Origin of the sequence: Aurantimonas sp. E1-2-R+4 (assembly GCF_036549515.1) — a bacterium.
Taxonomy (GTDB): domain Bacteria; phylum Pseudomonadota; class Alphaproteobacteria; order Rhizobiales; family Rhizobiaceae; genus Aurantimonas; species Aurantimonas coralicida_A.
Map to the genome: position 1 here is coordinate 1 of NZ_JAZHLK010000032.1, position 22,644 is coordinate 22,644.

General features: G+C 65.3%; 23 protein-coding genes. 14 read left to right on the forward strand and 9 right to left on the reverse strand.

Going from position 1 to position 22,644, the window contains the following annotated elements; all coding sequences use genetic code 11:
* Positions 1-121 precede the first annotated feature (121 nt).
* From VQ045_RS14555 to VQ045_RS14570, 4 genes are all read right to left on the reverse strand, one after another.
* Positions 122-685, reverse strand: coding sequence for a GNAT family N-acetyltransferase (locus VQ045_RS14555; RefSeq protein WP_331830606.1), 564 nt, complete (start codon positions 683-685; stop codon positions 122-124).
* 109 nt (positions 686-794) lie between these two features.
* A complete protein-coding gene (locus tag VQ045_RS14560; protein ID WP_327622748.1) occupies positions 795-1,553 on the reverse strand; it encodes a Bax inhibitor-1/YccA family protein in 759 nt (252 codons plus the stop codon).
* 266 nt (positions 1,554-1,819) lie between these two features.
* Positions 1,820-4,414, reverse strand: a complete 2,595-nt coding sequence (locus VQ045_RS14565; RefSeq protein WP_442879877.1) for an ABC transporter permease — start codon at positions 4,412-4,414, stop codon at positions 1,820-1,822.
* Complete coding sequence (locus VQ045_RS14570; RefSeq protein ID WP_331830607.1) at positions 4,411-5,148, reverse strand: ABC transporter ATP-binding protein; 738 nt, start codon at positions 5,146-5,148, stop codon at positions 4,411-4,413. The genes VQ045_RS14565 and VQ045_RS14570 overlap by 4 nt, the downstream gene beginning before the upstream one ends.
* Before the next feature lie 64 nt (positions 5,149-5,212).
* On the opposite strand from VQ045_RS14570, the gene VQ045_RS14575 reads away from it, so the two are divergent.
* Positions 5,213-5,998 (forward strand): arylesterase, encoded by a 786-nt coding sequence (locus tag VQ045_RS14575; RefSeq protein WP_331830608.1) that lies wholly within the window; start codon positions 5,213-5,215, stop codon positions 5,996-5,998.
* On the opposite strand, the gene VQ045_RS14580 is transcribed toward VQ045_RS14575, so the two are convergent.
* Positions 5,940-6,632, reverse strand: a complete 693-nt coding sequence (locus VQ045_RS14580; protein WP_327622751.1) for a GNAT family N-acetyltransferase — start codon at positions 6,630-6,632, stop codon at positions 5,940-5,942. The two genes, VQ045_RS14575 and VQ045_RS14580, sit on opposite strands and share 59 nt — an antisense overlap.
* Positions 6,633-6,805: 173 nt before the next feature.
* Here VQ045_RS14580 and thpR point away from each other — a divergent pair, with 173 nt between their 5' ends.
* The 7 genes from thpR (at position 6,806) to VQ045_RS14615 (ending at position 11,612) form a co-directional block, all read left to right on the forward strand.
* Positions 6,806-7,450 (forward strand): RNA 2',3'-cyclic phosphodiesterase, encoded by a 645-nt coding sequence (thpR, locus tag VQ045_RS14585; RefSeq protein WP_331830609.1) that lies wholly within the window; start codon positions 6,806-6,808, stop codon positions 7,448-7,450.
* A gap of 48 nt (positions 7,451-7,498) precedes the next feature.
* Positions 7,499-7,879 (forward strand): YkvA family protein, encoded by a 381-nt coding sequence (locus VQ045_RS14590; RefSeq protein WP_327645397.1) that lies wholly within the window; start codon positions 7,499-7,501, stop codon positions 7,877-7,879.
* 334 nt (positions 7,880-8,213) lie between these two features.
* Entirely contained in the window at positions 8,214-8,720 is a 507-nt protein-coding gene (locus tag VQ045_RS14595) for an invasion associated locus B family protein (protein ID WP_327622754.1), read from the forward strand.
* A gap of 189 nt (positions 8,721-8,909) precedes the next feature.
* Positions 8,910-10,151 carry a 23S rRNA (adenine(2503)-C(2))-methyltransferase RlmN gene (rlmN, locus tag VQ045_RS14600; protein ID WP_331830610.1) on the forward strand — a complete coding sequence of 414 codons (1,242 nt, stop codon included), beginning with the start codon at positions 8,910-8,912 and terminating at the stop codon, positions 10,149-10,151.
* Positions 10,152-10,201: 50 nt separating this feature from the next.
* Positions 10,202-10,663, forward strand: coding sequence for a hypothetical protein (locus VQ045_RS14605; protein ID WP_331830611.1), 462 nt, complete (start codon positions 10,202-10,204; stop codon positions 10,661-10,663).
* Positions 10,664-10,669: 6 nt separating this feature from the next.
* Entirely contained in the window at positions 10,670-10,891 is a 222-nt protein-coding gene (locus tag VQ045_RS14610) for a BrnA antitoxin family protein (RefSeq protein ID WP_327622758.1), read from the forward strand.
* Positions 10,892-10,952: 61 nt separating this feature from the next.
* Entirely contained in the window at positions 10,953-11,612 is a 660-nt protein-coding gene (locus tag VQ045_RS14615) for a glutathione S-transferase family protein (RefSeq protein WP_331830612.1), read from the forward strand.
* A gap of 6 nt (positions 11,613-11,618) precedes the next feature.
* Here VQ045_RS14615 and VQ045_RS14620 read toward each other — a convergent pair whose 3' ends face one another.
* Together VQ045_RS14620 and VQ045_RS14625 are read right to left on the reverse strand one after the other, a co-directional pair.
* Complete coding sequence (locus VQ045_RS14620) at positions 11,619-12,071, reverse strand: EamA family transporter (RefSeq protein ID WP_331830613.1); 453 nt, start codon at positions 12,069-12,071, stop codon at positions 11,619-11,621.
* Position 12,072: 1 nt separating this feature from the next.
* A complete protein-coding gene (locus VQ045_RS14625; RefSeq protein ID WP_327622760.1) occupies positions 12,073-12,717 on the reverse strand; it encodes a LysE family translocator in 645 nt (214 codons plus the stop codon).
* Between the two features lie 198 nt (positions 12,718-12,915).
* Between VQ045_RS14625 and VQ045_RS14630 the strand changes: the two genes are divergently transcribed.
* From VQ045_RS14630 to VQ045_RS14650, 5 genes are all read left to right on the forward strand, one after another.
* Positions 12,916-14,136 carry an argininosuccinate synthase gene (locus tag VQ045_RS14630; protein ID WP_327622761.1) on the forward strand — a complete coding sequence of 407 codons (1,221 nt, stop codon included), beginning with the start codon at positions 12,916-12,918 and terminating at the stop codon, positions 14,134-14,136.
* Positions 14,137-14,219: 83 nt separating this feature from the next.
* A complete protein-coding gene (locus VQ045_RS14635; protein ID WP_331830616.1) occupies positions 14,220-15,230 on the forward strand; it encodes an LLM class flavin-dependent oxidoreductase in 1,011 nt (336 codons plus the stop codon).
* A gap of 211 nt (positions 15,231-15,441) precedes the next feature.
* Complete coding sequence (locus VQ045_RS14640) at positions 15,442-16,617, forward strand: hypothetical protein (protein ID WP_331830618.1); 1,176 nt, start codon at positions 15,442-15,444, stop codon at positions 16,615-16,617.
* Complete coding sequence (locus tag VQ045_RS14645) at positions 16,614-17,201, forward strand: protein-S-isoprenylcysteine O-methyltransferase (RefSeq protein WP_331830619.1); 588 nt, start codon at positions 16,614-16,616, stop codon at positions 17,199-17,201. The genes VQ045_RS14640 and VQ045_RS14645 overlap by 4 nt, the downstream gene beginning before the upstream one ends.
* A 136-nt stretch (positions 17,202-17,337) precedes the next feature.
* Positions 17,338-18,462: a site-2 protease family protein gene (locus VQ045_RS14650; RefSeq protein WP_327622765.1), complete on the forward strand. Its 1,125-nt coding sequence runs from the start codon at positions 17,338-17,340 to the stop codon at positions 18,460-18,462.
* Between the two features lie 18 nt (positions 18,463-18,480).
* Here VQ045_RS14650 and VQ045_RS14655 read toward each other — a convergent pair whose 3' ends face one another.
* Both VQ045_RS14655 and VQ045_RS14660 read right to left on the reverse strand, forming a co-directional pair.
* A complete protein-coding gene (locus VQ045_RS14655) occupies positions 18,481-19,713 on the reverse strand; it encodes a multidrug effflux MFS transporter (RefSeq protein WP_442879878.1) in 1,233 nt (410 codons plus the stop codon).
* Positions 19,714-19,865: 152 nt separating this feature from the next.
* Complete coding sequence (locus VQ045_RS14660; RefSeq protein WP_331830621.1) at positions 19,866-20,357, reverse strand: MarR family winged helix-turn-helix transcriptional regulator; 492 nt, start codon at positions 20,355-20,357, stop codon at positions 19,866-19,868.
* A gap of 180 nt (positions 20,358-20,537) precedes the next feature.
* On the opposite strand from VQ045_RS14660, the gene VQ045_RS14665 reads away from it, so the two are divergent.
* On the forward strand, positions 20,538-22,595 hold the full coding sequence (locus tag VQ045_RS14665) for a M3 family metallopeptidase (protein ID WP_331830622.1): 2,058 nt from the start codon (positions 20,538-20,540) through the stop codon (positions 22,593-22,595).
* The last annotated feature ends 49 nt before the right edge of the window (positions 22,596-22,644 follow it).

The following is a 22,644-nucleotide window of genomic DNA, read 5'->3' on the forward strand; positions in this document are numbered from 1 at the left end:
GACGATCTCTGGCGTGCAGTCGGCAACATCTGCGACCTGTTCGAGCCCGAAGAATGTTGGAACTACCTCAAGGCCGCTGGCTATGTTGCAGATTAATCGCCTGACGCTCTAAGCAGCGCGGCTATCGCTGGTACAGCGTGCCGGGATAGCGCGTCTCGTCGGGCAGCGCCGAGCCGCCCGGGCCCAGCGGCATCTGCATCAGAACAGTGTCGATCCAGCGGCCGAATTTGAAGCCGGACTGCTCGAACACACCGATCATGCGGAAGCCTGCCCGTTCATGCAGCCTGACCGACGGCGCGTTACAGGAGTCGCCGACGACCGCGATCATCTGGCGGAAGCCGCTTTCGGCCGAAATCTCGATGAGGCGCGTCAGAAGATGGCCGCCCACACCGCGCCCCTTGGCGTCCGGCGCGACATAAACCGAATCCTCCACCGACCAGCGATAGGCGGGTCTGGCGCGGAAGGCATTGGCGTAGGCGTATCCCAGGACTACGCCGTGGGCGTCTTCGGCGACGATAAAGGGATAGCCCTGACCGGTCATCGCGGTGAAGCGCGCCGCCATTTCCGCCTCGTCCGGCGGCAAGATTTCGAATGTCCCGGTGCCATGCAGCACCGCGTGCTCGTAGATCGATCGGATCGCCGGGACGTCTTCGATGCTGGCGGGTCGGATCGTATGAGCGCTCATCGGCAGGCAAGCCCAGGCTTCTTCGTTGCAATCTGGATGTCGCAAAAGCGCCACCCAAAGAAAAGGGCGGCCCGTAAGCCGCCCTGATTTGTCGGTCCTGCCCTGGCGCTTAGTTGCGGTTGCCGAACAGCTGCAGGAGGAACAGGAACATGTTGAGGAAGTCGAGATAGAGGCGCAGCGCGCCCATGACCGCCTTGCGGCCCATCACCGCCGAGCCGTCGCCCTCATAGTACATTTCCTTGATCTGCTGCGTGTCGTAGGCGGTGAGGCCCGCGAACACCAGGACGCCGATCGCCGAAATGGCGAACTGCAAAGCCGGCGAGGCAAGGAAGATGTTCACGACCATCGCGATGACGATGCCGATGACGCCCATGAACAGGAACGAGCCCCAGCCCGAAATATCCCGCTTGGTGGTGTAGCCCCAGAGCGACAGCGCGCCGAAGGAGGCGGCGGTGATGAAGAACACCTGGGTGATGGATTCCTGCGTGTAGACCAGGAAGATCGTCGACAGCGACAGGCCGACCATCGCCGCGTAGGTCCAGAAGGTCGCCTGGGCGGCCGCGACGCTCATCTTGTGAACGCGGAAGGACAAGAAAAAGACCATCGCCAGCGGCGCCAGCATCAGCACCCACTTGAGCGGCGAGTTGTACACGACATTGCCGATGTCGGTCAGACCGACGACGGTGCCAGCGTCGTTCGTCACAACCGCCATCGAAAACAGGAGATAGGCCGCAACGCCGGTGAGGGCGAGACCGCCCGCCATCAGGTTGTAGACCTTCAGCATATAGGAGCGGAGGCCCTGGTCGATGTCCGCTCTTGTACCGGCTGCTGGCACGGTGCGAGCGCCGGCGTTCCGATATTCCGCCATGGATGAATTCCTTTCTGCGTGTCCCGTCCGGTGTCCCCGCGCGACGGTTTCAGTCGGCACGAAGAGGCGCCGCTGGCGGGACGCCCAGCGATCCTATGCATAATATGCGGATCGCGAGGTTCGCGCACAAGCCTCCAGCCGCATGGAACGATAAAATCGCGCCCGATCAGGGTTAATTATCCGTTAGCCTGTTGCCGAATCGAGCCGGAGGCAGGCGGCTGGAGACGCGCCTGCTTCGGTTTTTCCAGCTTCCGCGCGTCCCCTCATCACAGATTACGCAAGACCGGCGCGGCCTTCTGTCCCAGGACGCGCCATGTTCCCGCAAGACCGATGCCGACCGTCAGGACCAGAGAAACGGCCAACGTCGTCAACGCCACGGTCCAATCGAAAACGTAAGGCAGCTGCATGATCTGGACGACCACGAACCAGGCGGCGAGTGCGCCCGCCCCGACCGCGAAGACACCTGTCGCAAGGCCCAGCAGCAGATATTCGGTTGCGAAGGCGCGAATCAGGGTCAGCCGCGTCGCGCCAAGCGTCTTCAGGACGACGGCGTCGTGGATGCGGCTCCGGTTGCCGGCGGCCAGAGCCCCGGACAGGACCAGGATCGAGGCGATCAGCGCCACCGCCGCCGCGACCCGGATGGCCAGCGCGAGTTGGGCAATCAAGCCGTTCACCGCGTCGAGCGCTTCCTTCACCCGCACCGTCGTGACCGCCGGATAGGCGTTGGTGATTCCGTTGATCAGCGCCTTCTCCGCCGCCTCCCCGTCCTGTGGCATCGACAGGGTCGCCAGCCAGGAATGCGGTGCACCGGCAAAGGCGTTGGGCGAGAACACCATGACGAAGTTGATCGACAGGGATTCCCATTCCACCGCGCGGAAATTCGCGATCCGGGCGGTGATGTTGCGGCCGAGGACATTGACGGTCAGCGCGTCGCCGACCTTCAGGCCGAGTTCGCCCCCCTCCTCCGCCGAAAATGACACCAGAGGCTCGCCCGCATAGTCCGCCGGCCACCACTCGCCCTCGGTCAGGCTGGAGTTCTCCGGCAGCGTCGGCGAATAGGTCAGCCCGCGATCGCCATGCAGGACCCAACTGCCTTCGTGTCCCTCCGCAAAGGCGGAGACGTCCTGTCCCGCAAGGGCTGTGATCCGCCCCCGCAGCATCGGCGCGGCGTTGAGGGACGAGCCCGGGGCCAGCGTCTCGACAGTCTGGCGAAAACCGTCGATCTGATCGTTTTGAATGTCGACGAAAAAGAAATCAGGCGCCCGCGAGGCCATTCCCGTGCCGATCTCCTGACGCAGATCGTAGTCGATGGTCGCCAGCGTCACCAACAGCGTCAGGCCGAGGCCGAGCGACAGCACCACCGACGCCGTCAGCGCGCCCGGCCGATGAATGTTGCCGATAGCCAGTCGCAGCGGCGTCGAGCGAACCCGTGGTGCCCGCGCGGCGAACCACTGGACCGCCATCGCGACGCCGCGCAGGATCACGAAGGCAGCCGCTGTGCCCACGAGGAAGATCAGCGCCACCCGGCGGTCGCCGGCCATCACCAGCGCCAGCGCGGAAATGAAGAGGGCGAGACCGAGCGCCGTGCCGAGATAAGCCCAGCGCATCCGGTAGCCGCCCGTCGCCCCGGCTTCGCGGAACAGGGCCGTCGCGGCAACGTCGCGGGTGCGCCCGAGCGGGAGTAGCGCGAAGGCCAGCGCCGTGAGCACACCGAAAACGGCAGCTAGCGCGAGCGCGCCCGGATAGATGGACGCCTCGGCCGCGATCGGGACGACGCTTTCGAGGAAGCGAGCGGTCGCAAAGGGCGCGAGCGCTCCAAGGACGAGGCCAAGGATAATGCCCACACCGGCCAAGAGCATGATCTGGATCAGATAAACCGTGACGACGAAGCCGCCCCCGGCCCCGAGGCTCTTGAAGGTTGCGATCACCCCTCGCTTGGAATCGAGATAGGCGTTGACGGCATTGGCGACGCCGACGCCGCCAACGATGAGAGCGGTGAGCCCGACTAGCGTGAGGAACTGTGAGAAACGCTCGATATTGCGCTGGAGCGAGGGGGCGGCATCTGCCGAGGTGCGAATGTTGAAGCCGGATTCGGGAAAGTGCTCTTTTGCCTGCGCCGCGATTGCCGCGGCGTCGTCGCCATTCGGCAAACGGATCTTGTAGTCGTATTCGACGAGGCTTCCCGGCTGGATCAGCCCGCTCGCCGCGAGCCCATCCAGCGACAGCATCAGCCGCGGAGCGAAATTGAAGCGGCCGGACAAGACGTCGGGTTCGCGCTCGAGCACGCCGCGCAGTTCGATCTCGGCATTGCCGAGCTTGATGGTCTCGCCGGGCTCGATGCCCAATCGATCGTATAATTCCGATGCGGCGACGGCGCCGAACCGGCCGTCACGTTCTCCCAGAAGATCGCCCAACGGCACGTCTGGTTGCGTCTCGACGGCCCCATAAAGCGGATAAGCGCCGTCCACCGCCTTCACCTCGGCCAGGGACTGATCACTGCCGTCCAGCAGCCGAACCATGGAACGCAGGGACGCCGCCTCGGCGACGGTTCCGAGGTCCGCCAGGTAAGTGGTTTCCTCGTCGGTCGCCTGGCGCTGGACCAAGGCGAAGCGGAGGTCGCCGCCGAGGATCGACCGCCCCTGTTCGGCGATCCCGGTGGTCATCATCGTCGCGACGGAATTCACCGCGGCGATCGCCGCCACGCCGAGGGTGATGCAGGCGAGGAAGATGTAGAAGCCGGACAGTCCGCCGCGCATCTCACGCAGCGCGAAACGCACGGCGAGCTTCAGATTGCCGCGCCCGTTCGTCGGCTTCGGCCGGGCGGTCGCGGCAATTCCAGCTGTGGTATCGAGTGCGCTCATCCAGCGGCACCGGCGAGCGCGGGATCGGAGTTCGCTCCTGCGGCCTCGACCATCGCCATACGGTCGTCATGAATGACGCCCGAGCGGACGGCGACCTCCCGACCGCAGCGATGCGCCAGCGCCGGATCGTGAGTCACGAGGACGAGCGTCATGGCCCGCCGCTCGCATTCGGCGAACAGCAAATCGGCGACCTGCCGTCCGGTCTCCTGGTCGAGATTGCCGGTCGGCTCGTCGGCGATCAGAATCGCCGGTTGCGGTGCCAGAGCCCGCGCCAGCGCGACGCGCTGCTGTTCGCCACCCGATAATTCCCCAGGATAATGGGTAACGCGGTCGGCGAGGCCCACATTCGACAGTTCCCGCTCGGCGCGTTCGAAGGCATCGTCATGGCCGGCGAGTTCCAGCGGCACGGCGACGTTTTCCAGCGCCGTCATGTTCGGAATCAGATGAAACGACTGGAAGACGATACCGATATTGCGGCCGCGGAACGCGGCGAGCTGGTCCTCGCTGAGACCGCCGAGCGGCTGACCGGCGATTTCGACGATGCCCTCGTCGGCTCGCTCCAGCCCGGCAACCACCATCAAGAGCGTCGACTTGCCGGACCCGGACGGACCGACGATGCCGACGGATTCGCCTCGATCGACGGTAAGACCGACATCCTTCAGAACGTGGACCGCGCTGCGGCCACTCCCCAGCGTGAGATGAACGTTTCGTAACCGGATCGCTGGTTCTGCCAAGGCCGCCGGCTCCTATATGTGACATCGGGCGCCCCGCATGGGGCCTGCGCTATATGGGTGTATGATGCAACGCTTCCAACCGATCCTCTTGGCACTGACGCTATTGTCGTGGCTGATGGCGCCATCAGCTTCGAGTGCTCAGCAGGCTGCGCAGGGGGCCGCCGATGGCGAGCCGCTTCACGTCGTCGTTTTTGGCGACAGCCTCGTCGCCGGCTACGGCGTCGGCCCCGGCGCGGCGNGCGAGCCGCTTCACGTCGTCGTTTTTGGCGACAGCCTCGTCGCCGGCTACGGCGTCGGCCCCGGCGCGGCGTTTCCCGAGCAGTTGCAGGCAGCCTTGCGGAATGAGGGATACGGCGTCGAAGTGACCAACGCAGGCGCCTCGGGCGACACATCGAGCGGCGGGCTTGCCCGGCTCGATTGGTCGGTGCCGCAAAACGCCGACCTCGTCATCGTCGAACTGGGCGCCAACGACGCGCTGCGCGGGATTTCTCCCGAGATCACGGAAAAGAACCTCGACCAGATCCTGCAAACGCTGACCGAACGGGGCCAGGCCGTCATCCTCGCCGGCATGATCGCCCCGCCCAATATGGGCCCCGACTATTCGGCGGCTTTCAATCCGATCTATGCCGGCCTCGCCGAGAAATACGACGTCGCGTTCTATCCGTTCTTTCTCGACGGCGTGGCGACCCAGCCGAAGCTCAACCAGGACGACGCCATGCACCCGAACAAGGAAGGCGTTGCCGTCATTGTCGAAAAGATGCTGCCGCTGGTCACCGAAACGATTGATTCCGTCAATGCGGGGCGTGTTGCGGGACGAAACTCGCCGCCAGACGCCGCAGGGGCTCGGTGAAGAATCGCAGACGCCGACCGCGCTCCTCGATCATGGCGAACACATAGGCCTCGCTCTCGTCCGCCCATTCCCGCGCCAGGCTCTTCGCATCCGCGTAGGGCCGCAGGATTTCGGCGGTCACGTCGCCGGCGATGAAACTGAGATCGGCGCCGTGTTTGGCGGCGATCGCCTGCATCCGATGATTTTCGCGCAGGCAGGTCAGGAAAATTCGCCGAACGCCGCGATTGCGGGCGGCGGCAACCAGCCGGCCGAAGAGGCGATCCCCGTGACCGTGGCCCTGGAATTCCGGCTCGATCGAGAACGCACCTTCGGCTTCATCGTGAGATCCGGTGAGAAACCGCAATTCCGCGACGCCGCGTAGTTCGCCGTCGGCGAACAGACCCTTCACCAGAGAGTCAGGACCGAGTGCCAGCCGGGCATAGCTTTCCAGAAACGTATCGTTGACTGAGTTACCGAAGCGCAGGCGCCGGGTTTCGGAGGGAAGGCGTTGCAGGTGCGAAAGAAAGAGATCGGTCTCATGGGCGCGGACCCGGCGTACGTGAACCGGTGACCCTGCGCCGCCCATCAGGTCCGGGCGCGCATCATTTCGCTTGTCCGCAATATTGGCAGCAACGACATCCGTGACGATGGACATGGGTCATAGCCTTTGTTCAGCCTCCCAGCGACGTCCTCCGTGGACCCAACATAATTGTGCATGGTGCCGCGGACAACGGCGAATGGCGGCATGCAAGGCTGCCCTGTCCTTGAAACATGGCTCGGGAGGTGAGAGTCTTTTCGCGACGGCAACGACGCACGGAAGGACATCCGATGCCCCGACTGTTCACCGCCCTCGAGATCCCCCAGGATATCGCGCTTTCACTCTCCTTCCTGCGCGGCGGCCTGCCGTCGGCCCACTGGATCGATCCGCAGAACTATCATCTGACCCTGCGTTTCATCGGCGATATCGAGCCCCGGCTTGCCGACGAAATCGTCGCTTGGCTCGACCGCGTCGACCGACCGGCCTTTTCCATAGCCTTGAGCGGGGTAGCGGCCTTCGGAACACGCAAGCCGCACTCGATCTACGCCGGCGTCGAGGCGTCGCCCGAGCTTTGCGATCTGCAGGCGGAGATCGAACGCATCTGCAGGCGCCTCGACGTTCCCGCCGACCAGCGCAAATTCGTCCCGCATGTGACGCTGGCACGGTTGCGGCAGCCGAAGCTGGCGGAAGTCGCGCATTTTCTCGCCACGCGCGGCGACTTCCGCACGCCGCCGTTCATGGTCGAGCGATTCGGCCTGTTTTCGGCACGGGAGTCAGTCGGCGGCGGCCCTTATGTGCTGGAGGAGGCGTTTTCGCTGCACACCGGAACCCCCACGGCGAAAGGGCTTGCGCGGCCGGTGTCGGGCGGCCACGCGCAACGGCTGACCAAGTCCGCACGGCCCGCCGCGACGACCGCCCTGAACCGAACCTCTTGAGGCCGCGGCGATAATGGACCATCTAACCTCCTGACATTGGAGGACGCGATGGCACTCGACACACCGAAGGTCGGCGAAATTTTACTGCCCGGTTCCAGCGAGGAACAGGCGCGACAGGAAGAACGGGTTCGCGCGTCATTTTTCCAGACCGTCCGTCGCGCGTTGCGATCGGTCCCCTTCATGGAAGACGTGGTCGCGGCCTATTATTGCGCGCTCGATCCCCAGACGCCGGCGGCCAGCCGGGGCATCCTCCTAGCCGCGCTGGCCTATTTCGTCCTGCCAATGGATGTGGTGCCCGATTTCATTCTCGGCCTCGGCTTTACCGATGATATCGCGGTGCTTTGGGCTGCGTTCCGGGCGGTACGCCAGAACATCCGGCCGCAGCATTACCAGCGGGCCCGCGAGACGCTTGGCGACATGAACCGGTAGCGATTTCCCCCTTGGCGAGCACCGCTGCTGCGCCGCATGGCTACGCCTTACCATTCCGTAACAACGACTTGGCATGACTTGCCAAATTGTCGCCCAATTCGTTCCATCATTCACGGGGGCCGGATCAGGCTTTGGTGAAGCGGAAGGTCTGCATCCGGTTTTTGCCAGATGAAGCGCCGAGTGGTGGAGACGTTCTCCTCGGCTTCGTTCTTCGTTAACCGACGATAAACGGCCTTGGCGCTAGTCTGTCGGGTATCATCGCTTCCAGCGTCTTGCCGGCCTCGGCCTCGACCGTGGGAAATCAAACGAACACGCACCGAACGAGCGGGGAATTATGAACCTCAAGAACGTCCTGACGGCCTCCGCGGCCATTCTGATCTTCTCGAGCGCCGCGGGCGCGGCCCAGACCCCGACGCGCATGAACCAGTTCAACGCCTGGGGCACCTATTCCTACGCCGGCAACGGCGGCAAGGTCTGCTACATCCTGTCGACGCCGACCAAGATGGAGCCAGCGAATGTCGATCACGGCGACATCTTCTTCCTGATCTCGCAAAAGCCGGGCCAGGGCGTCTCATACGAGCCGCAAGCGGTGATGGGCTACACGCTCAAGGATGGTTCCAAGGTCACGGTCGACGTCGACGGCAAGGATTATTCGATGTTCGTCAAGGGCGAGTCGGCCTGGATGGAGAACGCCGCCGAGGAGCCCCAGCTGGTCGCCAATCTGCGCGCCGGGAAGGCGATGAAGGTCGACGCCGTGTCGCAGCGCGGCACAAAGACCAGTTACACGTTCTCGCTCTCCGGCGTGACCGCCGCGCTGAAGTCGATCAACGACTGCAAATAGCGCATTCAGCGGCCGTCTCCGGCCCTCGATATCGCAATGAAGCACGACGCTGGGTCCCCGCCCGGCGTTTCGCCGTTGTGGTCCCGGATCTGCCTGAAACCTTGCGCAAATGGCCAGAAGGGGTCATTTGAGGGGGCAATTCCTGTTCCTGACCGTTGATTTCGCCGGCAGCCGCTGGCCGAGGATATGATGCCCGTTTCGCTCGATCTCGCCTCTCCAGCCAACCGCCCGCGCCCTCTGGTCGCGGTTTCGCCGGTCGATGACGGCGAAAAACCGTCGCTTATAGGCCTCGATCGCGACAGCCTCGCCGAGGCGCTGCGCGCGGTCGGCGTGCCCGAAAAGCAACTGCGCATGCGCGTTGCCCAGCTCTGGCATTGGCTCTATGTGCGCGGGGTGGCCGATTTCGGCCAGATGGCGAATGTCGCCGGAGATCTGCGCAACGCGCTCGCCGACGCCTATTCGATCGCGCGGCCGGAGGTCGTCGAGGAGCAGGTCTCGGTCGACGGAACCCGCAAATGGCTGTTCCGCTTTCCGGCGAAAGGCGCCGGGCGCCCGGTCGAGATCGAAACGGTCTACATCCCGGAAGAAGGTCGCGGCACGCTCTGCGTCTCCTCCCAGGTCGGCTGCACACTCACCTGCACCTTCTGCCATACCGGCACCCAGCGCTTGGTTCGCAACCTGACGCCGGACGAGATCGTCGGGCAGATTCTCCTGGCCCGCGAACGGCTCGGCGATTTTCCGGACGCCGCGACGCCCGCCGGCGCGATCGTGCCGTCCGATGGCCGCCTCGTCTCCAATGTCGTGATGATGGGCATGGGCGAGCCGCTGTATAATTTTGACAATGTCCGCCAGGCGCTGGCCGTCGCCACCGACGGCGAAGGCCTGTCGCTGTCGCGGCGGCGCGTGACCCTGTCGACCTCGGGCGTGGTGCCGATGATCGCGAGGGCGGGCGAGGAAATGGGCGTGATGCTGGCCATCTCGCTCCATGCCGTGCGCGACGAATTGCGCGACGAGTTGGTGCCGATCAACAAGAAATATCCGCTGAAGGAACTGCTCGACGCTTGCCGCGCCTATCCGGGGGCGTCCAACGCCCGGCGCATCACCTTCGAATATGTGATGCTGAAGGGCGTCAACGATTCGATGGCGGATGCGAAGGAACTGGTCCGCATCCTCAAGGGCATTCCGGCGAAGATCAATCTGATCCCGTTCAATCCCTGGCCGGGAACGGTCTACGAATGTTCCGACTGGGACCAGATCGAGCGCTTCGCCGACTATGTGAACCAGGCCGGCTACGCTTCGCCGATCCGCACGCCGCGCGGTCGCGACATCTTCGCCGCCTGCGGCCAGCTGAAATCGGAATCCGAGCGGATGAAGAAGAGCGATCGAGTGAAGCTCGAAACGGCACGAATCTCGGAACTCGCGGCCCACTGAGGGCAGAGCACGGCGCCGAGACGCGCCAGCAAAGGAACCCTCTTCGTCGAATGACCGCCGTTCTCCGCTTTCTGTTCGTGATTCCCTTCGGCTTCGTCGCGGCTTGCATGACGGCGGCCTTCGCGATGCTGTGGCCGTTCCTGAACGTTCCCGCCAGCATGGAAGCGAGCGACCCGATCTTCCTGTTCCACACGGTCATCGCCTTCCTCGCCCAATCGGCGCAGATCGGCTCGGTGATCCTGCTGCCGTGGGCGTTGTTCATGGTGGCAAGCGAACTCTTCGGGCTTTCGTCAATACTCCTGCATCTTGCCGCCGGCCTTATTGGTGCGGGCGCGATCCTCGTTACCGCCTACGGGGATAATTTGCCGCATGCGAGCGTCCAAACCGCGATCGTCGTCGCGGCGCTATCGTTCACGCTGATCTACTGGATCGTCGCCGGACGCAGCGCGGGGCGATGGCGCCGCGGCTCCGGGCGGACGACGCCGGCCGCAGAACCGACAATCAAAGGATAAGATTTCATGGCCCGACGCCCGACCAATCCCCGGGACGCCGCCGAGGCGGCCTTCAAATCCGCCACGACGACGCCGGAGCGAATGAAGGAATCCCTCTCCGCCATCCCGACAGGCCGGGAGATGGTGTCCCTGCGCATCGACCGCGACGTGCTGGCGCATTTCCAGGAGGACGGTCCGGGTTGGCAGGAGCGCATCAACGCCGCGTTGCGGAAATCGGCCGGGCTTTAGTTCTCCACAGGGCACGGCCTCCGCGTCTTGCGCCTAGCACGTATTGCAGCAGGTTGGCCCTATGATCACCATCCATCATCTCAACAATTCCCGTTCGCAGCGCGTGCTTTGGCTGCTTGAGGAGCTCGGCGTCGCCTATGAGGTGAAGCGTTACGAGCGCACCAAGGATATGCAGGCGCCGAAAGAGCTCAAGCAGATTCACCCGCTCGGCAAGTCGCCGGTACTGACCGAGGACGGCCGGACGATCGCGGAGACCGGCGCCATCGTCGAATACATCCTGGCGCGATATGGCAATGGACGGCTGATGCCGGCGGAGGGAACGGACGATTACTGGAACGCCCGCCATTTCCTGCATTACGCCGAAGGCTCGGCGATGCCGCCGCTGTTCCTGATCCTCATTCTGCAGATGATCCCGGAACGGGCACCGTTCTTCATCAGGCCGATCCTGAAGACCTCGTTGGCCAAGGTCGACGCGATGCTGGTGCGGCCACAGATCGCGCTGCATCTCGACCATTGGGAGAAGGCGATCGGCGACAGTGGCTGGTTCGCCGGGCCGGAGCTTTCCATCGCCGACATCATGATGAGCTTTCCGGTCGAGGCGGCCGCCCACCGCTTCGGCTACGACGACCGCCCGAAGCTGCGCGACTTCCTGCTGCGTATCCACGACCGGCCAGCCTATCGACGCGGCCTCAAGCGCGGCGGCCCCTACGCCTACGCCTGAGGGCGATCAGCGCCAGGCGACCAGCACCGCCCCACCCATGATGAGGACGACGCCGAGCCAGTTCGTCCACGACAAGCGCTCGCCGAGAAAGGCCGCGCCGAAGACGGCGACGAGGACGACGCTCAGCTTGTCGACGGGCGCGACGGCCGAGGCGGGTCCGAGCTTCAGCGCCCGGAAATAGCACAGCCACGACGCGCCAGTCGCCAGTCCCGACAAGGCGAGAAAGACGAGGCTGCGACGGGACAACTCGGCGGGTGGCTGCCATTGTCCGGTCAGGCTCACGATCGCCGCCAGTAGCACCACGACGACCACCGTCCGCAGGAAGGTCGCGAGATCGGAGTTGATCCCCTCGACGCCGATCTTCGCCAGAATCGCCGTGGCAGCAGCGAACATGGCGGCCAGCACCGCCCAGAACTGCCAGGATTGCGCGAAGCCGAGCGATGTCGGGTGCGACGCCATGTCAGCGACCCTGCGTCAGGAGAATCCGCACGGCGAAAGCAGAGAACACGCTGGCGAACAGCCAGTCGATCGCCCGCATCACCTTCGGGCGGCGCTTCAGCGCGGCGGCGAAACGATCGGCGGTAAGAATCATCGCGACGCTCATCGGCACCGCCAGCACGATGAAAAACAGGCCGAGGAAGAACAGCTTGCCGATGACATCGGCATCGCGCGCCGAGACGAATTGCGGCAGGAAGGTCACGAAAAACAGGACGATCTTCGGGTTGAGCAGATTGATGCCAAGCCCGGTCAGCCAGTTCGAGAGGAGGCTGTGGGGCCGCCCCGCCGCCTTGCCGTCGAGCTTGAAGGTCGAGCCGCCGCGGATTGCCTGCACCGCCAGATAGACGAGATAGCCGGCACCGACGATCTTCAGCGCCAAAAACGCCTGCGGCGAAGCCGCGATCAGGGCGGAAATACCGAAGGCGGCCAAGCTCGTATGAACGACGATGCCGGAGGCCGCGCCCAGCATGGCGGCCATGCCCGCTGCCCGGCCCTCGGACAGCGTGCGGCCTAAAAACAGCGTCATGTCCGGCCCCGGCGTGATGGTCAGCACGAAGGCGGCGAGCATAAAGGCCAAAAGCGTCGGAAGCTCGGGGATGAAGGTCATGTCACATGTCTCGTTTCAATGCCGTCGGTCTGCGAGGGCTGACAATGCAAGCTGCTTTTCTCGATCCGGTATCGACCGATACGCTCCGCGCGCCACCCGGAATTCGCCGAAGGCGAGCGGACGCTTCGCGTGAAGCGGTTTCCCTACCGGCCTGCTTTGCGCTAGAGGCGTGGCGAAGCGCAAGACGAAAGAGTTCCAATGGCACAAACCCGCGACGTCAAGAAGGTCGTTCTCGCCTATTCCGGCGGCCTCGACACCTCGATCATCCTGAAATGGCTGCAGACCGAATACGGCGCGGAGGTGGTCACCTTCACGGCCGATCTCGGCCAGGGCGAGGAACTCGAGCCGGCCCGCCGCAAGGCGGAAATGCTCGGCATCAAGGAAATCTACATCGAGGATCTGCGCGAGGAGTTCTGCCGCGACTTCGTCTTTCCGATGTTCCGCGCCAACGCCGTCTATGAGGGCACTTATTTGCTCGGTACCTCGATCGCCCGGCCGCTGATCTCCAAGCGCCTCGTCGAGATCGCGCGCGAGACCGGTGCCGACGCAATCGCCCACGGCGCCACCGGCAAGGGCAACGACCAGGTGCGGTTCGAGTTGGCCGCCTACGCCCTCGACCCGGACATCAAGGTCATCGCCCCCTGGCGCGAATGGGAGTTCAAGTCGCGTACCGATCTGATCGACTTCGCCGAAAAGAACCAGATCGTCGTGTCCAAGGACAAACGCGGCGAGGCACCCTTCTCGGTCGACGCCAACCTCCTGCACTCCTCCTCCGAGGGCAAGGTGCTGGAGGACCCCGCGGAAGAGCCGCCGCACTACGTCTTCCAGCGCTCGGTCAGCCCGGAGGAAGCGCCGGACAAGGCGACGACGATCGAAATCGGCTTCGCCAAGGGCGATCCCGTCTCGATCGACGGCAAGACGCTGAAGCCACATGAGTTGCTCGCCGCGCTCAACGACCTCGGCCGCGACAACGGCATCGGCCGCCTCGATCTGGTCGAGAACCGCTTCGTCGGCATGAAGAGCCGCGGCATCTACGAGACCCCTGGCGGCACCATCCTTCTCGCCGCCCACCGGGCGATCGAATCGATCACCCTCGATCGCGGCGCGGCGCATCTGAAGGACGAGCTGATGCCGCGCTATGCCGAACTGATCTATAACGGCTTCTGGTTCTCTCCCGAGCGCGAGATGCTGCAGGCGGCGATCGACCGCAGCCAGGAACACGTCGAGGGAACGGTGCGGCTGAAGCTCTACAAGGGCAACGTCATCGTCATCGGCCGGACCTCGCCGCAATCGCTCTATTCCGACGAACTCGTCACCTTCGAGGACGACCACGGCGCCTACGACCAGAAGGACGCGGCCGGCTTCATTCGCCTGAACGCCCTGCGGCTCAGGACGCTGGCCAAACGCGCGGGGCGGTAGGCGCGGCGCGGAGAACGCAGCGTTTCATTGATGTCATAGAGCGCGGCGTCCATATCGGGGTCCACCATAGACAAGGGCCCGCCATGATCCCCTATTCCGTTCTCGACCTGTCGCCGATCCCGGAGGGCTCCACAGCCGCCGAAGCGCTGGCAAACTCCGCCGACCTCGCCCGACACGCCGAATCCCTCGGCTATCTGCGCTTCTGGATGGCCGAGCACCACAACATGACCGGCATCGCCAGCGCCGCGACCGCCGTCGCGCTCGGCCATGTCGCAAGCCAGACGACGACCATCCGGATCGGCGCCGGTGGCGTCATGCTGCCGAACCACGCGCCGCTGGTCATCGCCGAGCAGTTCGGCACGCTGGCGACGCTCTATCCGGGCCGGGTCGATCTCGGCCTCGGCCGCGCGCCGGGGACCGACCAGCCGACCGCGCGGGCGCTGCGCCGCAGCCTCGACAATTCCGATAATTTCCCCCAGGACGTCATGGAGCTGATGGCCTATTTCGAGGAGGCTGAGCCGAACCAGAAAATCCGGGCGGTGCCGGGCACGGGAACCCACGTTCCGGTCTGGATTCTCGGCTCCAGCCTGTATGGGGCCCAGCTCGCCGCGCATCTCGGCCTGCCTTACGCCTTCGCCTCGCATTTCGCGCCGGGCGCGCTGGATCAGGCCGTCGAGGACTATCGCCAGACCTATCGCCCGTCGGCGCGTTGGCCGAAGCCGCATTTCATGCTGGCGATCAATGTCTTCGCCGCCGCGAGCGACGAGGAAGGCCGCGTGTTGAAATCATCGATGCAACAGGCCTTCGTCAATCTGCGCACCGGTGAGCCCGGACCCCTGCCGCCCCCGGTCGAGGACTTCGCGGAGCGCGTCGCCCCGGCGGCCAAGGCGATGGTCGACGAAGCCCTTTCCGTCGCGGCGACCGGCTCGCAGGAGACCGTCCGTCATGAACTGGCGCGCTTCGTCGAAACCTATGCCCCCGACGAGGTGATCCTCACCGGCCAGATCCACGATCATGCGGCGCGCAAACGCTCCTTCGAGATCGCGGCAGAAGCGATGCGCGAGATCGCCAACACCCGCGACGCCGCCGAGTAGGAACAGGCTCCACAATCCGGCCACTTCGCCCGCGCGTGGCGCATGGCCGCAACGCCTGACGCAAATCCTCCGCCCGATGACCGACATTCCCTTCTCAATTCGGCGTCACTGGGCTAGGCGATACACGCGCCCGTGATCTTGACGTCCCAGCGGTCGCGAACAAGGCAGACCCTCCCGCCCGACGGTATATCGGGAGGATTGTGGAGAAGGCATGATCGAGAAGCGGCTCGTGTTCGTGTTCCCCGGTTTCGAGCCGATGCTGGCCCCGGCTCATATGGAACGGTTTTGGCGGGCGGCCGAACGCTCGGCGGCCGTATGGCAGGCCGATCTGCGGCTGGACGGCGCTCCGGGTGCGCCCACACTGTTTCCGTCGCTGCGGGCAGACCTTTCGGGCTCCGGCTGGCGCACGGAAACCGAACTGGTCTTCTGCGACTGGGGCGATCTCATTCTCGCCTACGCCGCACGCCCGGCAATCGAGCGATTGTCCAGCGGATTGCTGGCGTTGGCCGACTTCCTCGTGACCGGCACGGTCTTCCGCTATTGCCAGGTGAGCTGGCGCTACGCCTTCTTCTTCGCCTTTCCGATTGCCGTCATGACGGCGGCCATCTGGATAGGTTGGGCAGTCCATGCCGCGCTGACAGCCCTGTTGCCGGGACTTGCCGGCTCCGCGACCGGTTTCGTCCTGGGTTTGTTGGCCGCGCTGGCGCTGCTCTTTCTCGCGGAGCGGCGATGGCATCTTCTGACCGCCCTGGACGATTGGGCCTTGGCCCGCGACCTTTGCCGCGAGCGCAACCCCGCCCTGTCGGCGCGGATCGCACGACAGGCCGAGGAAATCGCCGCACGGGCGGCAGCGAGCGACGCGGGCGAGATCGTCGTCGCCGCCCACAGCCTCGGCGCCAGCTTCGCGGTCCTCGCCCTGGACCGGGCGTTGTCGGGCGATCTGAAGACCGACCTGCGCTGGCATATCCTCACCGTCGGCTCCAGCTTGATGAAGACGACGCTGCATCCGGCCGCCAAGACGCAACGCGCGGCCGTGCGACGGCTCGTTGCCGACCACCGCATCGCCTGGACCGATTGCCAGGGCCTGTCGGACCCGATCAATTTCTACAATTCGAACCCGGCCACGTCGCTCGGCATTCGGGAGGGGCGCATCCCGGTCGCCGTGCGCGTCCACTTCAAGCGGCTCGTCTCGCCTCAGACCTACCGGCGCATCAAGCGCGACTTCTTTCGCCTGCATCGGCAGTTCGTGCTCGCGGTCGAGCGCCGCTGCCCCTATTCCTTCCACATGCTGCTGCTCGGGCCCCGCCCCCTCGCGGACTTCGCCGAGACCAGGACCGTCGACGTCCCGCCGCTTGCGCCCGCCGCGTGCGAGGGAGCCGCTCCATGAGTCCCGCTTTGGCCGGTTCGGTCGCCTGGGTGCTGATGGTCGTCGGCTGGTACGTCATCCGCTATCCGTTCGAACGGCGCGCCAAGCGGCGGCGGGTCGAGCGCACGCGCCGCGGCCCCGCCGAGTCCCTTCGCATGGCGATCTCGCTGACCGGGCTCGGCATCCTGCCCGCGATCAATGTCGCCACCGGCTGGCCGGAGATCGCCCGCAGCGAGCCATCCTGGGGGCGGATCGCGCTCGGCCTCGCCGCGATGGCGCTGGCGCTGGTCCTGTTCCGCAAGACCCACAAGGCGCTGGGCAAGATGTGGTCGGTCTCGCTCGACATCCGCGAAAAGCACGAACTGGTCACCTCCGGCATTTACAGGCGGCTGCGCCATCCCATGTACAGCGCCTTCTGGGCGATGGCGTTGGCGCAGGCGCTGCTGGTGCCCAACTGGATCGCCGGGCCCGCCGGCCTTATCGGCTTCGGCATCCTCTTCGCCGCCCGGATCGGCCCGGAAGAGCGGATGATGGAAGAGACCTTCGGCGACGCCTATCGCGCCTACAAGGCGCGGACGGCGCGGATTATCCCCGGCATCTTCTGACGCGCTCTGCGCCTGAATCGTGCTCGCTGGCTGGTGTTTTGCCGGCTCCAAAGTCCCATATGATGGGCGACGCTGGTCGGCGCATATCCTGTTCGCACGCCGCCTCGCCGGTCGACGCTGAAATGGAGAGCCGCGAATGTCCTGGTCCCTCACCCTGGGCCGGCTGTTCGGATCCGAGATTCGGATCCACATCACCTTCCTGATGCTGCTGGCCTGGATCGGCGTCGCAGCCTACCAGCGGGGCGGTGCCGCCGCCGCCATCGCCAGCCTCGCCTTCATCATCGCGATCTTCGCCTGCGTCGTCGCACACGAGTTCGGCCACGCCCTCGCCGCGCGGCGCTACGGCATCAAGACGCCGGACATCACGCTGCTGCCGATCGGCGGCATTGCTCGGCTTGAGCGGATGCCGGAACGGCCACGCGAGGAGATCGTCGTCGCGCTTGCCGGCCCCGCCGTCAACGTCGTCATCGCGGCGGTGCTGATCGTCTTTCTCGGCGCCAACTTCGACCCTGAAAGCCTGGCGGCGCTCGAAAGCCCCAATGCGGGTTTTCTGGCGCGAATCGCGACGATCAACGTCTTTCTCGTCCTGTTCAACCTGATCCCGGCCTTCCCGATGGACGGCGGGCGCGTGCTGCGCGCCCTGCTGGCGCTCAAATTCGACCGCCCGACGGCGACGCGCTACGCCGCGCGCGCCGGCCAGTTCCTCGCCTTCGGCTTCGGTTTCTGGGGGTTGTCAACCGGCAACGTCTTCCTCGTCTTCATCGCCGTCTTCGTCTATGTAGCCGCCGCCAGCGAGAGCTATCAGGTCGGCGTCGATGACGCGGCGCGCTCGGTCTCGGCGCATGAGGTGATGATCACCAAATTTGAGAGTCTCGGCCCGACGGCGAGCCTCGCCGACGCCGCCGAGGCGCTGATCCGCACCACCCAGCACGAGTTTCCGGTGGTCGACGGCGGCGGAAAGCTGCGCGGCGTGCTCACCCAGAAGGCGCTGATCGCGGCACTGGCCCGGTCGGGACGCGAGACGCCGGTCATGGAGGTCATGATCAAGGACGTGCCGCTGGTGCGCGAGCACGCGGCGCTGTCATTCGCCTTGAAGACGATGCGGGAACGCGGCGCCGGTGTCATCGGCGTCATTGATCAGGCTGGACGATTCATCGCCTACATCACCCAGGAAAACATCGCCGAATATCTGATGCTCGCGAAGGCCGGCGGCGTCGACCGGCCGAAGCCGGCCACGCGCACCGAAGCCGGCCCGTTCTGAGCCGCGGCGCGCGTCCCTTCACTCCCGCGCGTCGCGGGGCAGCGGCGGGGCCGGTACCCTTGGCCGGGGCTCCGGTTCGACGACATGCGGATGGGCGCGATAGACCGCATAGGCGCCGATCGCGATGACGCCGAGGCCGGGCACGACGACCTGCGTCGCCAGCACCGGTTCGCCGATCATCGCGGCGATGACCCCGCCGACGAGGCCGGCACCCATTTGAATGAACCCCGTCATCGCCGCGGCGGCGCCCGCCATATGCGGAAACGGCGCCAGCGAAGCCGTGGTCATTGCCGGCATGACGAAGGCGATGCCGAAAGCATAAAGGCCGACAGGCCCCATGATCGAGAGATAGGACACCGGCAGCGCCGCGATCGAGACGGCGAGCGAGAGGCTCCCGGCGGCGATGAAGCCGAGTCCGACCGGTACGAGCCGATGGGCGCCGGTGCGCGGCATCAAAAAGCGCACGGCGAGCGAACCGGAAAAGAACATGCCGGACTGCCCGAGCATGCCGATGCCGAATTGGGTCGGCGTCAGGCCGGCGCGGTCGATGAGCACAAAGGGCAGCACGGTCGCCAGCGTATAGAGCGCGCCGACCGAGCCGGCGACGGTCAGGCTGGTAGCCATGAAGTGCCGGTTGGTGACGAGTTGGCCGTAGGAACGAGCGATCGCGCGCGGGCGAATACGCGACCGGTCGGGTATTACGGTTTCGCGCATGAAGCCGAGCGTCACCGCGACGACGGCGAGGCCGCAGACCAACATGCCGACGAAGATCGCCCGCCAGCCGGCGAGAGCGAGCAGGAGGCCACCGATCGTCGGCGAGACCGCGGGGCCGATGGCGAGGATGATGCCGATCGTGTTCATGATCCGCGACGAGGTTTCGCCGGTGAACTGATCGCGGACGATGGCGCGCGATGTCGCGACCCCGACGGACGCGCCGACCCCCTGCAGCAGGCGCGCGGCCAGCAGCGTCTCGACGTTGGGCGCGACAACTGCAAGCATCGAGCCGGCCAGATAGATGGTGATGAAGCCGAGCGTGGTAATCCGGCGGCCGAATGCGTCCGAGACCGGCCCACAGACCAGCTGGGTGAGGGCGAAACCGGCGAAATAGACGGCGAGCGTCAGTTTGATCAGCGAGTCGGTCGTGCCGAATTCGGCGACCAAGGTCGGCATCGCCGGCGTGTACAGCGCCAGCGAGATAGGCCCGATCGCGACCAGGCAGCCGCCGACGAGGCTGGTCCGCCGCTCGGACATCAGCGGCGAGCGGGCGGAAGAGACGGTCAAGCGGGGCGATCCGTTATTGGAGGCTCAAACGGCGACGCACGGCCGCGCCAAAGCGACCGTTCCGCGTCCCCTCGTGCCCTATCCCAATCCGGCAGCCGGGAAAACCCGCCAGTTTGTGCGGTCTATGCGGCGCCGCGCAGCGGCTGCTCGGCCGGCATCTCGCCCAGAACCTGCGGATCGTTGGTCAGATTGGCCCGCATCATCTGCAGCGCGGAACCGAGGAACTTGCGCTCATCCTCACTGAGGCCGGTCACCGTGCGTTCGTAAACCGCGAGCGCCACCGGTCGAGCCTCCTCGAACACCTGCTCGGCAGCCTTTGTCGGCGCGATCACCTTGGCGCGCCGATCGGTCGGATCGACGGTGCGGGTGATCAACCCGCGTATTTCCAGTCGGTCGAGATAGGCCGACAGGGTCATCGGCTCGACGCCCATGCGCTCGGCCAGCACCGCTTGGCGGGACCCCTCGTAACGTGCCACATAGGCAAGCGCCCGAATTTCCCCGGGCGTCAGTGCTAGGCCGGCTTCCTCGACAGCCTTTTCGAAGGCTTGTCGATAAAGCCGGGCGATGTCGACCACGACGAAGCCGAGTGCATTTCCTGGTAGTAGTTGTGACATGATAGCAAAGGTCCCGTTTCAGTCGTCTTGTCGATGTGAGCCTACCGGAAACGTTACGTCAGGACCGGCACAACCCCATTTTCGCATTATCTGCCTGCCGAAGCGGTACGTCTATAAGGCTTTCGACCAAAAGGCCGAACTGTTCCGTCGAGCATCGCCTCAATACAACAAGGTTTTCTCATGCCCGATCGCGGAATCACTGCCTCGCAGGATGCAGCCTTCACGTTTAATTTACCGTCTGGGCGTCTCGACTTCGGCACAATCGACCCTTCCGGTTTCCCCGACGCGTTTCGCGCGGCGATGGCGGAGCACCTCGCCGAAATTGCCGCGATAGCCGAAAACCCCGCCGCGCCTAGCTTTATCAACACCTTGGCCGCGATGGAGGGCTCCGGCAGACGTCTCGACGCCGTGGCTCGGACCTTTTTCGCACTCGCGGGAGCTCATACCAACGCGGAGTTGCAGGCGGCCGAGCGCGAGATTTCCCCGGCGCTTTCCCGCCATGCCTCGGCGATCGCGCTGAATGCCGGACTCTTCGCGCGGGTCGATGCCGTCGCCCAAAACAGCGTCGAAATGTCGCGTCTCGCACCGGAAGATGCGCGGCTGTTAAAGCGTGTTCACAGCGGATTTGTTCGTGGCGGCGCGAATCTTCAGGGGGCCGACCGCGAAAGGCTGGCCGAGATCGACGCTGAACTGGCCTCGCTCGGCACGCGCTTTTCCCAGAACATCCTGGCCGACGAGCGCGACTGGCTGCTGCCGCTCGCCAAGCGCGACCTCTCCGGCTTGCCGGATTTCCTCGTCTCGTCCATGGACGGGGTCGCGGCGGAGCGTCGTATCGACGGCTACGGGCTGACCCTGTCGCGCTCCCTTGTCGTGCCGTTCCTGACCTATTCCAACCGGCGCGATCTGCGCGAGACCGCGTTCCGCGCCTGGACCAGCCGCGGCGAGAATGACGGGCCGTCCGACAACCGGCAGATCATGGCCGACATCCTGCGGCTTCGCGGCGAAAAGGCGAAGCTGCTCGGATATCAAAGCTACGCCGCCTACAAGCTCGACGACCAGATGGCCAAGACGCCGGGTGCCGTCCGCGCTCTGCTCGAAGAGGTCTGGGGCCATGCCAAGGCGCGGGCGGCGGACGACGCCGAAGCGCTCCGCGCCCTCGCGGCGGCGACTGGCGACAACCACGCGCTGGAGCCCTGGGATTGGCGCTATTATGCCGAGAAGCGCCGCCGCGCCGCCTTCGATCTCGATGAGGCGGAACTGAAGCCGTATTTCCAGCTCGACCGCATGATCGACGCCGCCTTCGACGTCGCCGGCCGGCTGTTCGGCCTGACCTTCGAGCCGGCGCCCGACGCCCGGGCCTGGCACCCGGACGTGAAGGCCTGGGCCGTCCGCGACCGGACCGGCCGTGAGCGCGGGCTTTTTCTCGGCGATTATTTCGCGCGCGCCTCCAAGCGCTCCGGGGCCTGGATGAGCGCGTTGCGCGGCCAGCACAAGCTCGATGGCGGCCAGACGCCGATCATCTACAATGTCTGCAATTTCGCCAAGCCGAACCAGGGCGAGCCAGCGCTGCTGTCGCTCGACGACGCCCGCACCCTGTTCCACGAATTCGGCCACGCCCTGCATGGCCTGCTCTCGGACGTGACCTGGCCATCACTGGCCGGAACCGCCGTCGCCCGCGACTTCGTCGAGCTGCCGTCGCAGCTCTACGAACACTGGCTGACCGTTCCCGAAGTGCTGGAGAAACACGCCCGCCACGCCGAAACCGGGGAAACGTTACCCAAGGCGCTGCTCGACAAGCTTACCGCCGCGCGGACCTTCGATGCCGGCTTCGACACGGTCGAATACACCGCCTCGGCCCTGATCGATCTCGGTCTGCACGAGGCCGAAACCGTTCCGGACAAGCCGCTGGAGGCCGAGCGGGCCATGCTGGAGGCCCTCGGCATGCCGCGCGCGATCGTCATGCGCCACCGCTCGCCGCATTTCGCCCACATCTTCTCCGGCGACGGCTATTCGGCGGGCTATTACTCCTACATGTGGTCGGAAGTGCTCGACGCGGATGCCTTCGAGGCGTTCGGCGAGACGGGCGACCCGTTCGATCGCGCCACTGCGGACAAGCTGCTGACGCATATCTACTCGGCCGGCAATTCGCGCGATGCGGCCGAGCTCTACACCGCTTTTCGCGGCCGCATGCCGACCACCGAGGCGCTGTTGAAAAAGCGCGGCTTCGTCGCGGAGTAGGGCAAGGCGATCGGCGGCTATGCGGCGGTCGGCAAGCTGGCATCGAGCA